We start from the raw sequence: 14,184 nt of genomic DNA on the forward strand, positions 1-14,184 counted from the left end.
CAACTTCCACACAATCTACTATTACTATTAACTTACTAATCATAAAATAAATAAAAGGAATAACCATGATTAATTTTTCTATTAACAAAACTTTATTTTTGCAAGCACTTAGTACAACCAAAAGAGCAATCAGTTCTAAAAATGCTATCCCCATTCTATCCACCATTAAAATTGATGTTACTCCTGAAGGAGTAGCCTTATCTGGATCCAATGGGCAAATTTCAATTGAAAATTTCATCTCCATCAAAGATGAAAATGCTGGCTTATTGGTAACTTCTTCAGGTTCTATCTTATTAGAAGCTACCTTCTTTATCAATGTCGTTTCAAGTTTACCAGATGTTACGGTTGACTTTAAAGAAATTGAACAAAAACAAGTCCTGTTAACCAGTGGAAAATCAGAAATTACTCTTAAAGGAAAAGATGCAGATCAATATCCACGGATCCAGGAAATGGCTGCAAGTAATCCATTGGTTTTGGAAACAAAATTATTAAAACAATTAATTAATGAAACAGCATTTGCGGCAAGTGTACAAGAAAGTCGTCCAATTTTGACAGGTGTTCACTTTGTTTTATCAGAAAATAAAGAATTAAAAACAGTGGCAACTGATTCTCACCGAATGAGTCAAAAAGTGATGACACTTGATAAAAATGGGGATAACTTTGATGTTGTGATCCCAAGTCGTTCTCTTCGTGAGTTTACTTCTGTTTTTTCAGATGATATTGAAACAGTTGAAGTGTTCTTTGCCAATAATCAAATTCTCTTTAGAAGTGAACATATTAGTTTCTATACCCGTTTACTAGAGGGTAATTACCCTGACACAGATCGTTTAATTCCAACAGAATTCAACACAGAAGCAACTTTCAATGTGGCCAACCTTCGATTTGCGATGGAACGCGCCCGTCTTCTCTCGAACGCTACTCAAAATGGAACGGTAAAATTGGAATTCAAAAATGGAATTGTTTCTTCCCACGTTCATTCACCAGAAGTTGGACGGGTAAACGAAGAAATTGATACGAGTGCTGTTGCAGGAGAGGACTTGTCCATTAGCTTTAATCCGACTTACTTGATTGAAGCGCTCAAAGCTATCGACAGTGAACAAGTTGTGATTCGCTTTATTTCTTCTGTTAGACCATTTACCTTGGTTCCGGAAGGAAATGAACAAGGATTTATTCAATTGATTACGCCAGTTCGCACAAATTAAAAAGGTGAATCATGTATACATTAGGTGATTTTGTAGAAATGAAAAAGCCTCATGCTTGCATAATAAAGGAGACAGGCAAAAAGGCAAATTGTTGGCAAATTACGCGACTTGGTGCAGATATAAAAATTAAATGTAGTAACTGTGATCATGTGGTCATGATGAGTCGCCATGATTTTGAACAGAAAATGAAGAAAGTATTATAAAAGGTTCAGTCACTTATGTGACCGAACCTTTTCAATTATTTTAATTCTTCAAATTTTCCATTTTTAACTTCTTTGAAACCACTTTGTTTCATCATATCAAAAGTTGATTTGTAGCTGATATAGTCAACTTTTTTATCTTTTTGTGTCGCTACTAATTTCTTTTCAATTAGCTGATCTAAGTTTGCTTTTTCATAATTTAGAGTTGTTTTTTCGACCATATAATCATCTTTGTATTCAGCAGAATGTGTGAATCCTTTGACATCTTTGTATTCTTCGTCATATTTATCGATCATTTCCTTTAATTGATCTTTCGTAACCCCTGCCTCTTTGTAATAAATAGTAGTGGTAGTTTGGTTACTGATCGCTTTATCACCTTTATGTTCTAGTGTAATCCGAACGTCTGTTTTCTTTTCTTGGTTGATTCCTTGAAGATAGGATTTTTGAACAGATTGTTGTCCACAAGCTCCAAGAAGAAAGAGTGTAAAGATAGCGATTAAAGAAAGGAAAATAGATTTCCATGTTTGTTTTTTCATCTGAAAAACTCCTTTGTTAGTTGTTAAATAAAGTATACCATATTTATCTTTTTTAGAACGTTACAGTTTGATGAAAAAATCTAGTTTCAAAGGTCATGAAATATTTCATTTTTCATCACTTGTCTTTTGAATTATGTTATAATGAAAAAGATTGAAATGAAAACGGAGAATTAAAAATTATGGCTTTAACAGCAGGTATCGTGGGTTTGCCGAACGTTGGTAAATCAACCTTATTTAACGCAATTACAAAAGCAGGAGCAGAGGCTGCAAACTATCCATTTGCGACCATTGATCCGAATGTCGGAATGGTCGAAGTTCCAGATGAACGCCTCCAAAAATTGACTGAAATGATCACTCCTAAAAAGACAGTTCCAACAACCTTTGAATTCACAGATATTGCAGGAATTGTAAAAGGGGCTTCAAAAGGAGAAGGTCTTGGAAATAAATTCTTGGCCAACATCCGTGAAGTGGATGCCATTGTCCATGTAGTTCGTGCTTTTGATGATGAAAATGTCATGCGTGAGCAAGGTCGTGAAGATGCTTTTGTAGACCCACTTGCAGATATTGATACGATTAATTTGGAGTTGATTTTAGCAGATTTAGAGTCTATCAATAAACGCTATGCGCGTGTGGAAAAAATAGCACGTACACAAAAAGACAAGGACTCATTAATAGAATTTAACGTTCTTCAAAAAATTAAACCAGTTCTGGAAGATGGAAAATCAGCTCGAACTATTGAATTTACAGAAGAAGAGCAAAAAGTTGTCAAAGGACTTTTCCTTTTGACAACAAAACCAGTTCTTTATGTAGCTAATGTCGATGAAGATGTGGTTGCTGATCCAGATTCTATCGAGTATGTGAAGCAAATTCGTGAATTTGCAGCGACAGAAAATGCAGAGGTAGTGGTGATTTCTGCGCGTGCAGAGGAAGAAATATCTGAACTAGATGATGCGGATAAACAAGAATTTTTAGAGGCAATTGGCCTAACAGAGTCCGGAGTTGATAAACTCACGCGTGCAGCTTACCATTTACTAGGACTTGGAACTTACTTCACAGCTGGTGAAAAAGAAGTACGTGCTTGGACTTTTAAACGTGGTATGAAAGCTCCTCAAGCAGCTGGTATCATCCACTCTGATTTTGAAAAAGGATTTATTCGTGCAGTGACTATGTCTTATGATGATTTGGTGAAATACGGATCTGAAAAGGCTGTAAAAGAAGCTGGACGCTTACGAGAAGAAGGAAAAGAATATGTTGTCCAAGATGGGGACATCATGGAATTTCGTTTCAATGTTTAAGAAAGTTAAAAATATATAAAGGTTGGAAAAAATATTTCCAACCCTTTTAGCGTTTTTGAAAGGAAAATAAATGACAAAATTATTAGTAGGATTAGGAAATCCCGGTGATAAATATTTTGAGACACGACACAATGTTGGTTTTATGGTAGTTGATCAAATGGCAAAGTCTTTAAATCTTACTTTCTCCCATGATAAGATTTTTCAAGCTGATATTGCCTCAACATTTTTAAATGGCGAAAAGGTCTATTTTGTAAAGCCAACCACTTTCATGAATGAGAGTGGAAAAGCAGTCCATGCCCTTCTGACTTATTATGGTCTGGATGTTGAGGATCTTTTAGTCGTTTACGACGATTTGGATATGGAAGTTGGAAAGATTCGATTGCGCGCCAAAGGATCTGCAGGCGGTCATAACGGAATCAAATCAATTATCAATCATATTGAAACTCAGACTTTTAATCGAATCAAGATTGGCATTGGAAGACCTAAGCAGGGGATGTCAGTTGTTCACCATGTTCTCGGAAAATTTGATAAAGATGATTACATCACGATTCTGCAAACAATTGATCGAGTAGAAGAAGCTATCAATGATTACTTGGTAGAAGGAAATTTTGAAAAAAGCATGCAGAAATACAATGGGTAAGTAGATGAATGTAATTGATTTAGTGAGTCAAAACTCCAACCTTCTATCCTGGCAACAAGGATTACAGAAAAACAATAGAGAGTTAATTTTAGGATTGTCTGCGACTACTAAGGCTATTGTGATGGCTTCCGCTTTTGATTCTATTGAAAAAGCAGTCCTCATCACTTCCAGCTATAATGAAGCAGAACGATTGGCTAGTGATTTTATCGCCTTACTTGGAGAAGATCAAGTTCATACATTTTTAGGGGATGATAATCCCTTAGCAGAATTTGTATTTGCTTCCCAAGAAAGACAATTTGCACGATTAGAGGCTTTGAGTTTTCTGTGCCAAGAGGATCGTCAAGGTATCCTTGTGACCAATGTGAGTGGTATCAAACTACTATTACCTTCTCCTAAAGTATTTGCTTCTAGTGTTCTTCAATTGAGAGTTGGTCAAGAAATAGAATTAGCAATCCTGAGTAAAACATTACAGAAAATTGGCTACCAAAAGGTCAGCCAGGTTTTGCAACAAGGAGAATTCAGTCTAAGAGGAGATATCTTAGATATCTTTGAGATCGAGCAAGTCCAACCCTATCGGATTGAATTTTTTGGAGATGAGATTGATGGGATCCGAATTTTTGATCCAGAAAGCCAGCGCTCTGTTAAAAATGTCGAAGAAATTCAACTCAAAGCAGTGAGTGATCTATTATTGCAAGAGGAAGATTTTATCCGGGGTCAAAAGCAACTTGAACAATTGCAAGAGCAGACAGCAAATGAAGCATTTAAGTCTTATCTAGCAGAAATCCTAGGAGATATTTCTCAAAAGCAAGTCCATCCGGATCTTAGAAAATTTATTAGTTTCTTTTATGAGAAACAATATACATTATTTGATTATCTTCCTAAACATACTCCAGTCTTTTTAGATGATTATCAAAAAATAGTAGATCAAATAGCAAGATTTGACCTAGATGTAGCTAATCTCTTGACAGAAGATTTACATAAAAATCGAGCCTCTTCTCGTCAAGTGTATTTTGCAGATACTAGTACCATATTACGAAAATATACACCTGCAACTTATTTTTCAAACTTTCAAAAAGGCTTGGGAAATCTGAAGTTTGATCATTTGTATCAGTTTAATCAATACCCAATGCAGGAGTTTTTTGGGCAATTTGATTTGCTAAAAGAGGAAATTGAACGGTATCAGAAATCAAACTATACGGTTATTATCCAAGCAACTTCTCATCACAATCTTCAACAACTCCATAAAAATTTAGAAGAGTATGAAATTCGACTAGATTACATTGATGGGGATTCAATCATTCCTCAAACTAGTCAATTAATTGTTGGAGGACTGGCTCACGGTTTCCAATTTGTTGATGAAAAAATTGTCTATATTACAGAGTCAGAGATCTACCAGAAGAAAATTAAGCGAAAGATTCGCAGACAAACCATTTCCAATGCCGAACGTTTGAAAAATTATAATGAACTAGAAAAAGGCGACTATGTTGTTCATCAAGTTCATGGTATTGGTCAATATTTGGGGATTGAAACGATTGAAATTTCTGGAGTCCATCGCGATTATGTCTCTATTCAATATCAAAACGGAGACCGCATCTCGATTCCTGTCGATCAGATTCAGATGTTGTCCAAATACGTTGCAAGTGATGGTAAAACCCCAAAAATTAACAAGTTAAACGATGGACGTTTCCAAAAAACAAAGCAAAAAGTCCGGAACCAGGTAGAGGATATCGCGGATGATTTAATAAAACTCTATGCAGAACGCAGTCAATTAGAAGGATTTGCCTATTCTTCAGACGATGATAATCAAGAAACTTTTGAGCACGATTTTCCATATATTGAAACCGAGGATCAGTTGCGTTCCATTGAAGAAATCAAAAAAGATATGGAATCGAATCGTCCAATGGACCGGTTGCTGGTTGGAGACGTTGGCTTTGGGAAAACAGAGGTTGCTATGCGAGCAGCCTTTAAGGCAGTCAATGATCATAAACAAGTAGCAGTGCTGGTTCCTACCACTGTCCTTGCCCAACAACATTATGCCAATTTTAAGGAGCGTTTTGAAGCTTTTGCGGTAGAAGTTGCTGTTTTAAGTCGTTTCCAGAGTAAAGCAGAGCAGAAGGAAACGCTTGAAAAATTGAAAAAAGGACGAGTGGACATTATTATTGGAACTCACCGGTTATTGTCCAAAGATGTCGTCTTTTCAGACTTGGGCTTAATCGTGATCGATGAAGAACAACGTTTTGGAGTGAAGCACAAAGAAACCTTGAAAGAATTGAAAAAAAAGGTGGATGTGCTTACCTTGACAGCTACCCCTATACCTCGAACTCTTCATATGTCTATGCTAGGAATTCGAGATTTGTCTGTCATTGAAACTCCTCCAACTAATCGATATCCAGTGCAAACTTTTGTACTAGAAACCAATCCAACCATTATTCGAGATGCTGTGTTGCGGGAGATGGATCGTGGAGGTCAAGTGTACTATCTTTACAACAAGGTAGATACGATTGAGCAAAAAGTATCCGAGTTAAAAGAGTTGATTCCAGAGGCTTCGATTGGCTTTGTTCATGGTCAGATGAGTGAAGTTCGCTTGGAAAATACCTTGTTAGATTTCATTGATGGCGAATACGATGTCTTAGTAACAACAACTATTATTGAGACAGGTGTGGATATTCCAAATGCCAATACGCTCTTTATTGAAAATGCGGATCATATGGGACTTTCAACTCTTTATCAACTAAGAGGTCGTGTGGGACGAAGCAATCGAATCGCTTATGCTTACTTGATGTATCGTCCAGATAAATCTCTTACAGAAGTATCAGAAAAACGTTTAGAAGCGATTAAAGGCTTTACTGAATTAGGGTCTGGATTTAAAATTGCTATGCGAGATTTGTCCATCCGTGGAGCTGGTAATATCCTTGGAGCTTCTCAATCTGGCTTTATTGATTCAGTGGGTTTTGAAATGTATTCCCAATTGTTAGAAGAAGCTATTGCTAAGAAACAAGGCCAAGAGCATCGCAGGAAAAAGAGTAATGCAGAGCTGAACCTTCAAATAGATGCGTATTTACCTAATGAATATATTTCAGATCAACGTCAAAAAATTGAAATTTACAAACAAATTCGTAACATGACTTCTATTACGGATTATGAATATTTACAAGATGAATTAATTGATCGTTTTGGAGAATATCCAGATGTCGTTGCTTATCTACTTGAAATTGGTCTAGTGAAAGCTTACTTAGACCAAGTCTTTGTTCGTTTAGTTGAGAGAAAACAACAAAAAATGACAGTGAAATTTGAACCTATTGCCAAACAACTGTTTTTAACACAGGATTATTTCAAAGCTCTGTCAATGACACAATTAAAAGCGCAGATTGCAGAAGAAAAGGGATTAATTGAAGTGATCTTTGATAGTCGAAATAAGAAAGATTTTGAAATTTTAGAAGCTCTGAAGCAATTTGGCCAAACCTTATTAGAAATGAAACAAGAAAAAGAAGAAAACTAGAGTTCTTAGGTCATTTTTCGCATTTTATGCTTAAAAAATGATACAATAGTAACTTAGAGGTGACAGTATGAGATTGGATAAATATTTAAAAGTTTCTCGCATTATTAAACGCCGTCCTGTCGCAAAGGAAGTAGCTGATAAGGGACGTATTAAAGTCAATGGGGTCTTAGCCAAAAGTTCAACAGATTTGAAAGTCAATGATCAAATTGAGGTTCGTTTTGGAAATAAAGTGTTAACTGTAAAAGTTTTAGAAATGTTGGATAGCACTAAAAAAGAAGATGCATCCAAAATGTATGAAATTATTAGTGAAACAAGGATAGAAGAAGATGCCTAAAAATATCGTTCAAATGAACAATAAATACATCAAAGACGAAAGCCAACGAAAACGTTTTTTAGAAGAAGAAAGAAAAAAACGCAATCGTTTTATGGGACTCGTTTTGATATTGGTCATGTTGCTTTTTATTCTTCCAACTTATAACTTGGCTCAAAGTTATCAATCGCTTCAGGACAAAAAAGAACAATACAAACAGTTGGAGAAAGAATATCAGAAAACAAGTGAACAAAAAGAATACCAAAAAGATATCGCCAAAAAGTTAAAAGACGACGATTATGCGACAAAATATGCACGCGCAAAATACTCTTTTTCAAAAGATGGTGAATTTGTGTATACCATCCCAGACTTACTTCCCCAATAACCAATGGAAAATATCTTACAAACAGTCAAACAATTCCTTGAATTTTCGGATGAAAAATTAGAGGAATTAAAAAAGAAAAATCAAACGATCAAACTTAAACAAGATGAACAAGGAAGGAGTACAGGTGCCTAAACGATTTTTGCTTCTATTGTTTGTTCCAATGTTATTTATTGGATCACAAGCAGCGAGTGTTGAGCGGTCTGGAGCTCCTCAAACAGTAGCTCCTCCATCAGAACTCTATTTTTCTTCCATTCCAGCAAATCCAAATGTCTACCATAAGGTAGCAGTTTTTGCTGATCCTCAGCTGAAAAAAGCCAGTGGAGACCTTCTTCCAAATACCCCATTTACAATTGAACAACTATTTGTAAATGATCAGGGACAAGCAGTCTTTAAAATAGCTGATAAAGGCTATGTTTTAGCTGATTCCTCCGCCATTTTTTCCGATGTCGTTCAAGAAACACAAGAAAAAAAACAAGAAATGTGGTTAAAACCTGGTTTTAAAGTGTATGACCAACCACTAGTAAATGGAGCCAAAGAAAAAAATACGACGCTTGCTCCTTATACCAAAGTGACAGTCTTACGTACAGCTAAGACTTTACGAGATGAGTTTGTGGAGATTGAGGGTCAAGGTTGGGTGAACAAAGCATTCGTCACTGAAAAAGATAACCGGATGGAAAAGGTTCAAGAATTGCTCAATAGTAAGTATAATTCTCCTTCTTATGGCATTTATGTCAAACAAGTAGCGACTGGAAATACAGCTGGTATAAATCCACAAAAAGAAATGTATTCTGCTAGTGTAACGAAATTACCCTACTTGTACTATGTTCAAGAACGGCTCAATAAAAAGGTAATTTCTCCAACGACAACCTATAAATATATTCCAGAAGTTAATCATTTCAAGGGTAGTTATGAGCCAGAAGGAAGTGGGAGCCTTTCAAAAACACCAGATGGAAAGGATTATAGTGTTCAAGAATTAGAAGATAAAATTGCTAAAGAGTCTGATAATGTTGGTCATAATATTTTAAATTATTATGTTACTCACCAATCAGATCAAGATTTTCAAAAAACACTGGATAAAATCGCTAAGAAACATTGGGATGTAGAGAAAAGAGATGCCTCTGCTGAAATGGCAGGAAATGTGATGGAAGCCGTCTATCAACAAAATGGTTCCATTATTGAAGCACTGTCCTCCACAAAATTTGATCACCAACGCATTGCGCGTGATCTTCCAGTAAAGGTTGCTCATAAGATTGGAGATGCCTATGATTTTAGACATGATGTTGCCATTGTGTACACGAACTCTCCATATGTGATCGCTATTTTTACGGATCATTCCGATTATGAAACAATTTCCAAAATTTCAAAAGACGTCTATGAGGTACTGAAATAATGGAAGAGAAATTTTTAGAGTTTTGTGAAAAAAACAATCTGTTTACGCACCATCGCCGTGTTTTGATTGCCTTGTCTGGTGGACTCGATTCGATGAATCTTTATGAACTTCTAGAAAAAAACAAAGAAAGATTAAAAATTCAATTGGTTCTTGCTCACGTCAATCATGGACAAAGACCTGAATCAAATATTGAAGAAAGAGAGCTACAAGCATTCGCTAAAAATAAAAATACAAAACTTTATGTAGCTCATTACTCAGGAGATTTTACAGAGGCAAAAGCACGCACCTTTCGGTATGATTTTTTTAAAGAAATCATGGAAAAGGAAAATTGTACAGCCTTGGTGACAGGTCACCAAGCGAATGATCAATCTGAAACAACCTTCATGCGCTTGATACGAGGAGCAAGATTACGTCACTTGAGTGGCATTTCTGTACGCCAACCATTTGGAAAGGGTGAGTTACTTCGCCCTTTATTGAGTTTTACCAAAGATGAGTTGATGAAAATTCCTCACTTTGAAGATCGTAGTAATTACTCGCAGGACTATTTTCGTAATCGTGTACGCAATCAATACCTTCCTGCATTAGAGATAGAAAATCCAAAAGTACAAGAAAGTTTTCGTTTTCTAGCAGAAGAAGTAACTCAGTGGCATCACGCACTAAAAGAATTGACTAGGGACTTAACCATTCAAGATTTAGCTTCTTTTAGAACCTACTCCTCTTCAGTACAATCATTTTTATTAGAAGAGTATCTAGCACAATTTCCAGATTTACAACTTGGGAAAGCTCAGTTTCAAGAATTATTAGCGCAATTGAGAAAGAAAAGAAATACCATTCATTATCTAAAAGCAAATTATGAAGTGCATCAAGAATATGATTCCTTTGAAATTCGAAAAATCAGTCAAAAGTCGGATGACCAATCTCTTCCTTTTTTGTTAGAATGTGGAAATATCTTTGAAATTGCAAACTACAGACTGTCTTTTGGACAACCATTAGAAGGAAAAAAAGTAGAAATTATTTCTGTATCACGAGAAACTCCTCTCCTAATTCGAAAAAGAAAAGAAGGAGATTGGTTGCTTCTCAATGGTCACCGTCAAAAATTAAGACGATGGTTTATCAATCATAAGATTCCAATTTCAGTTCGTCAAGAAGCTTGTATTATAGAACAAAATGATAAAATTCTTTCTGTTCTAGGATTGGTAACGAGTGATTTGAGTAAGCCCTCAAAAAATGATATAATGAAAGATAGTCTTTATATTCAAAAAATAGATAGGTAAACATATGTTAGAAAAAGATATCAAGAAGGTGTTGGTTTCACATGATGAAATTGTGAAAGCAGCAAAAACACTAGGTGAAACCTTAACCAAAGAGTACCAAGAAAAAAATCCTATTTTTGTTGGCATTTTAAAGGGTTCTGTTCCATTTATGGCGGAGTTGATTAACCATGTAGATACGCATATTGAGTTAGATTTTATGTTGGTTTCAAGCTACCACGGTGGTACAGAAAGTTCGGGCGTTATTAATATTATCAAGGATATCGACCAAGATATTTCAGGTAGAGATATTTTATTTGTGGAAGATATTATCGATACAGGTAAAACGTTAAAGAGCCTCAAAGAACTCTTTGAAGAACGAAATGCGGCATCTGTGAAGATTGCGACCTTACTAGATAAACCAGAAGGACGTTTGGTTGAAATTGAAGCGGATTACACTTGCTTTACGATTCCAAATGAGTTTGTTGTTGGCTATGGTTTAGACTATAATGAAAATTATCGTAATTTACCATATGTCGGTGTATTAAAAGAAGAAGTGTACTCAAAATAGAGGAGACTAGATGAATAACAGAAATAATAATGGTTTTGTCCGAAATCCTTTTCTGTATTTGTTGATTATTGTAGCAGCTGTGACAGGATTCCAGTACTTTTTTGCAGGGAATGGAGCTGGTCAAAGTCAACAGATCAACTATACAGAATTGGTCAAGGAAATTAAAAATAATAATGTAAAAAATATCAGTTACCAACCAAATGGCAGTGTTATTGAAGTTGCAGGAACCTACAATAAAGCAAAAGAATCAAAAGAAGACACCGGAATCCAATTCTTTACTCCACGTGCTCAAAAAGTTTCTCGCTTTAGCAGTGTCATTCTTCCATCTGATATCACTGTCAATGAATTGCAAAAATTAGCAGCTGATCACAAAGCAGAAATCACTATCAAACATGAAAGTTCAAGTGGGATGTGGATTACCATTCTGACTTCAATTGTTCCATTTGTGATTGTCATGTTCTTCTTCTTCTCCATGATGAACCAAGGAGGAGGCGGTGGCGCCCGCGGTGCCATGAACTTTGGTCGTAACAAAGCGCGTGCAACCAATAAAGAAGATATCAAGGTTCGTTTTTCAGATGTAGCAGGAGCTGAAGAAGAAAAACAAGAACTCGTTGAAGTGGTTGAATTCTTAAAAGATCCAAAACGCTTTACTAAATTGGGAGCAAGAATCCCAGCAGGAGTACTTCTTGAAGGGCCTCCGGGTACTGGTAAAACCCTTCTAGCAAAAGCAGTAGCTGGAGAAGCTGGAGTCCCATTCTTTAGTATCTCAGGTTCTGACTTTGTTGAAATGTTTGTTGGTGTCGGAGCTAGTCGTGTTCGTTCACTTTTTGAAGATGCTAAAAAAGCAGCTCCAGCCATCATCTTCATCGATGAAATTGATGCTGTTGGACGCCAACGTGGAATTGGTCTTGGTGGCGGAAATGATGAGCGGGAACAAACCCTCAACCAACTCTTGATTGAGATGGATGGGTTTGAAGGAAACGAAGGAATTATTGTGATCGCAGCAACCAACCGTTCCGATGTGTTGGACCCAGCCCTTCTTCGTCCTGGTCGTTTTGACCGTAAAGTATTGGTTGGGCGTCCAGATGTGAAAGGCCGTGAAGCGATTCTTCGAGTTCACGCTAAGAACAAACCACTCGCTCAAGATGTAGACTTAAAATTGGTTGCTCAACAGACACCAGGATTTGTTGGTGCTGATCTTGAAAATGTTTTGAACGAAGCAGCCTTGGTTGCAGCTCGTCGCAATAAAAAAGTGATTGATGCTGCTGATATTGATGAAGCAGAAGATCGTGTAATTGCCGGACCATCTAAGAAGGATCGAACGATTTCACAAAAAGAACGTGAAATGGTGGCTTATCATGAAGCTGGACATACGATTGTCGGTCTCGTTTTATCAAATGCTCGAGTGGTTCATAAAGTTACTATTGTTCCACGTGGTCGCGCAGGCGGTTACATGATTGCTCTTCCTAAAGAAGATCAAATGTTACTTTCTAAAGAAGATATGAAAGAACAATTAGCTGGTCTTATGGGAGGACGTGTTGCGGAAGAAATTATTTTCAATTCACAAACAACAGGGGCTTCAAATGACTTTGAACAAGCCACTCAAATGGCGCGTGCAATGGTAACAGAATATGGTATGAGCGAAAAGCTTGGACCTGTTCAATATGAAGGAAATCATGCTATGTTCGGTGCTCAAAGCCCACAAAAAATGATTTCAGAACGGACTGCTTACGAAATTGATGAAGAAGTCCGTGGTCTCTTGAATGAAGCGCGTAATAAAGCGGCAGAAATTATCCAAGGAAATAGAGAAACGCATAAACTAATTGCAGAAGCTCTGTTGAAATATGAAACATTGGATAGTGTTCAAATTAAATCATTGTATGAAACAGGAAAAATGCCCGAGAATTCAGAGCATGAATTAGAAGAGGAAGCAAAACCTCTATCATATGATGAAATCAAGTCAAAATTAGAAGAAAATAACTAAATATAAAAAATCTTAGTATGTTTCTAGTAGAGGTTGGATACTTTTTAGTTCCAACCTTTTTTGTTTAAAGTATTGACAGAATGGAATAATCCTGTATAATAGAATATGTTGTAAAAATGGTCCGTTGGTCAAGGGGTTAAGACACCGCCTTTTCACGGCGGTAACACGGGTTCGAATCCCGTACGGACTATAATGAAACTGTCACGGAGTGGCAGTTTTTTTCTATTTGGTAAGATACCTCGAAAAAAATGACCAAATAGTTTAAAAAACGTACAGAATAGAAAAAAGCTCCAAAAAGTCTCCTATCTTTTATAAAATACAATTAAAAGAAAAGGAGAACATATGGAATTCAATAAAATGTATCAAAAAGTTAAATTTATCGTACGAAAATGTGAAAAAGAGTATTACATTCAATTGTGGGAAAAAGATGATTGGGAACAAGAAGGGCAATTAACCTTGTTTGAACTCTATCAAAAAAATCCAGAAATTGAAACAAACGAAGAAATGCTCTATACATATTTCAAAACAAAATTCAGAAATCATGTAAAAGATAAGTTAAGACAACAAGAAAGTGATAAACGAAAATTAAACAAGCTTCCTTATGTTGAAATTGGTGAAATCAGTCATAGAATTTCATCTAGACAAATGTATCTAGATGAACTAGTCGTTCTAAAAGACACATTAAAAAAATTTAAAGAAAAGTTAAATCCAGAAGAGAAACTTCAATATGAAGCACTAATGAGTAATAAACGTTGTTTAGGAAAAAGCAAAATGAAGAAAAAATTGGAAACCTATTTAAAGGATTTTAAAGATTCAATTTAAATGTGAACTTGCGCCCAAATAACCCAATCCCCCAACAAAATAAAAAAACTTAGAAAAAAGTATTGACAGATAAGAAATGGCGTGATATACTAATATAGTT

Annotated in this window: 14 protein-coding genes and 1 tRNA gene; 14 read left to right on the forward strand and 1 reads right to left on the reverse strand. The window is 35.9% G+C overall.

The genetic code is table 11. From position 1 onward, the window contains the following. Nucleotides 1-65 precede the first annotated feature (65 nt). The gene (gene dnaN / locus HA044_RS01350) at nucleotides 66-1,202 is read left to right on the forward strand and encodes a DNA polymerase III subunit beta (RefSeq protein ID WP_187538553.1); all 1,137 of its coding nucleotides are present in this window, start codon (nucleotides 66-68) and stop codon (nucleotides 1,200-1,202) included. Between the two features lie 11 nt (nucleotides 1,203-1,213). After that, complete coding sequence (locus HA044_RS01355) at nucleotides 1,214-1,405, forward strand: DUF951 domain-containing protein (protein ID WP_187538555.1); 192 nt, start codon at nucleotides 1,214-1,216, stop codon at nucleotides 1,403-1,405. A 35-nt stretch (nucleotides 1,406-1,440) separates the two neighbouring features. On the opposite strand, the gene HA044_RS01360 is transcribed toward HA044_RS01355, so the two are convergent. After that, nucleotides 1,441-1,938 carry a DUF1307 domain-containing protein gene (locus tag HA044_RS01360; RefSeq protein WP_187538557.1) on the reverse strand — a complete coding sequence of 166 codons (498 nt, stop codon included), beginning with the start codon at nucleotides 1,936-1,938 and terminating at the stop codon, nucleotides 1,441-1,443. A 179-nt stretch (nucleotides 1,939-2,117) separates the two neighbouring features. Between HA044_RS01360 and ychF the strand changes: the two genes are divergently transcribed. From ychF to HA044_RS01415, 12 genes are all read left to right on the forward strand, one after another. After that, nucleotides 2,118-3,233: a redox-regulated ATPase YchF gene (ychF, locus tag HA044_RS01365; protein WP_187538559.1), complete on the forward strand. Its 1,116-nt coding sequence runs from the start codon at nucleotides 2,118-2,120 to the stop codon at nucleotides 3,231-3,233. A gap of 70 nt (nucleotides 3,234-3,303) precedes the next feature. Continuing rightward, nucleotides 3,304-3,873 carry an aminoacyl-tRNA hydrolase gene (pth, locus tag HA044_RS01370; RefSeq protein WP_187538561.1) on the forward strand — a complete coding sequence of 190 codons (570 nt, stop codon included), beginning with the start codon at nucleotides 3,304-3,306 and terminating at the stop codon, nucleotides 3,871-3,873. A gap of 4 nt (nucleotides 3,874-3,877) precedes the next feature. Beyond that, complete coding sequence (gene mfd / locus HA044_RS01375) at nucleotides 3,878-7,372, forward strand: transcription-repair coupling factor (RefSeq protein WP_187538563.1); 3,495 nt, start codon at nucleotides 3,878-3,880, stop codon at nucleotides 7,370-7,372. A gap of 67 nt (nucleotides 7,373-7,439) precedes the next feature. Then, a complete protein-coding gene (locus HA044_RS01380; RefSeq protein WP_003002258.1) occupies nucleotides 7,440-7,706 on the forward strand; it encodes an RNA-binding S4 domain-containing protein in 267 nt (88 codons plus the stop codon). After that, nucleotides 7,699-8,067 (forward strand): septum formation initiator family protein, encoded by a 369-nt coding sequence (locus tag HA044_RS01385; protein ID WP_187538565.1) that lies wholly within the window; start codon nucleotides 7,699-7,701, stop codon nucleotides 8,065-8,067. Before HA044_RS01380 ends, HA044_RS01385 begins: the two co-directional genes overlap by 8 nt. A 3-nt stretch (nucleotides 8,068-8,070) precedes the next feature. After that, nucleotides 8,071-8,199: an SP_0009 family protein gene (locus tag HA044_RS09940; protein ID WP_262407438.1), complete on the forward strand. Its 129-nt coding sequence runs from the start codon at nucleotides 8,071-8,073 to the stop codon at nucleotides 8,197-8,199. Beyond that, nucleotides 8,171-9,457 (forward strand): serine hydrolase, encoded by a 1,287-nt coding sequence (locus HA044_RS01390; protein WP_187538568.1) that lies wholly within the window; start codon nucleotides 8,171-8,173, stop codon nucleotides 9,455-9,457. Before HA044_RS09940 ends, HA044_RS01390 begins: the two co-directional genes overlap by 29 nt. Further along, nucleotides 9,457-10,731, forward strand: coding sequence for a tRNA lysidine(34) synthetase TilS (tilS, locus tag HA044_RS01395; protein ID WP_187538570.1), 1,275 nt, complete (start codon nucleotides 9,457-9,459; stop codon nucleotides 10,729-10,731). Before HA044_RS01390 ends, tilS begins: the two co-directional genes overlap by 1 nt. A 4-nt stretch (nucleotides 10,732-10,735) precedes the next feature. After that, on the forward strand, nucleotides 10,736-11,278 hold the full coding sequence (hpt, locus tag HA044_RS01400; protein WP_187538572.1) for a hypoxanthine phosphoribosyltransferase: 543 nt from the start codon (nucleotides 10,736-10,738) through the stop codon (nucleotides 11,276-11,278). A 10-nt stretch (nucleotides 11,279-11,288) separates the two neighbouring features. Beyond that, entirely contained in the window at nucleotides 11,289-13,262 is a 1,974-nt protein-coding gene (gene ftsH / locus HA044_RS01405) for an ATP-dependent zinc metalloprotease FtsH (RefSeq protein ID WP_187538574.1), read from the forward strand. 118 nt (nucleotides 13,263-13,380) lie between these two features. Further along, nucleotides 13,381-13,452: transfer RNA gene (locus HA044_RS01410), tRNA-Glu, on the forward strand. A 152-nt stretch (nucleotides 13,453-13,604) separates the two neighbouring features. After that, nucleotides 13,605-14,084: a sigma-70 family RNA polymerase sigma factor gene (locus HA044_RS01415; protein WP_187538576.1), complete on the forward strand. Its 480-nt coding sequence runs from the start codon at nucleotides 13,605-13,607 to the stop codon at nucleotides 14,082-14,084. Nucleotides 14,085-14,184 lie beyond the last annotated feature (100 nt).

The organism is Streptococcus sp. IMAU 99161 (genome assembly GCF_014435245.1).
GTDB lineage: Bacteria > Bacillota > Bacilli > Lactobacillales > Streptococcaceae > Streptococcus > Streptococcus lactarius.

Coding starts and splice junctions, on each gene's coding strand:
- dnaN (WP_187538553.1), top strand. CDS start 66: ATGATTAATTTTTCTATTAACAAAACTTTATTTTTGCAAGCACTTAGT.
- HA044_RS01355 (WP_187538555.1), top strand. CDS start 1,214: ATGTATACATTAGGTGATTTTGTAGAAATGAAAAAGCCTCATGCTTGC.
- HA044_RS01360 (WP_187538557.1), bottom strand. CDS start 1,938: ATGAAAAAACAAACATGGAAATCTATTTTCCTTTCTTTAATCGCTATC.
- ychF (WP_187538559.1), top strand. CDS start 2,118: ATGGCTTTAACAGCAGGTATCGTGGGTTTGCCGAACGTTGGTAAATCA.
- pth (WP_187538561.1), top strand. CDS start 3,304: ATGACAAAATTATTAGTAGGATTAGGAAATCCCGGTGATAAATATTTT.
- mfd (WP_187538563.1), top strand. CDS start 3,878: ATGAATGTAATTGATTTAGTGAGTCAAAACTCCAACCTTCTATCCTGG.
- HA044_RS01380 (WP_003002258.1), top strand. CDS start 7,440: ATGAGATTGGATAAATATTTAAAAGTTTCTCGCATTATTAAACGCCGT.
- HA044_RS01385 (WP_187538565.1), top strand. CDS start 7,699: ATGCCTAAAAATATCGTTCAAATGAACAATAAATACATCAAAGACGAA.
- HA044_RS09940 (WP_262407438.1), top strand. CDS start 8,071: ATGGAAAATATCTTACAAACAGTCAAACAATTCCTTGAATTTTCGGAT.
- HA044_RS01390 (WP_187538568.1), top strand. CDS start 8,171: ATGAACAAGGAAGGAGTACAGGTGCCTAAACGATTTTTGCTTCTATTG.
- tilS (WP_187538570.1), top strand. CDS start 9,457: ATGGAAGAGAAATTTTTAGAGTTTTGTGAAAAAAACAATCTGTTTACG.
- hpt (WP_187538572.1), top strand. CDS start 10,736: ATGTTAGAAAAAGATATCAAGAAGGTGTTGGTTTCACATGATGAAATT.
- ftsH (WP_187538574.1), top strand. CDS start 11,289: ATGAATAACAGAAATAATAATGGTTTTGTCCGAAATCCTTTTCTGTAT.
- HA044_RS01415 (WP_187538576.1), top strand. CDS start 13,605: ATGGAATTCAATAAAATGTATCAAAAAGTTAAATTTATCGTACGAAAA.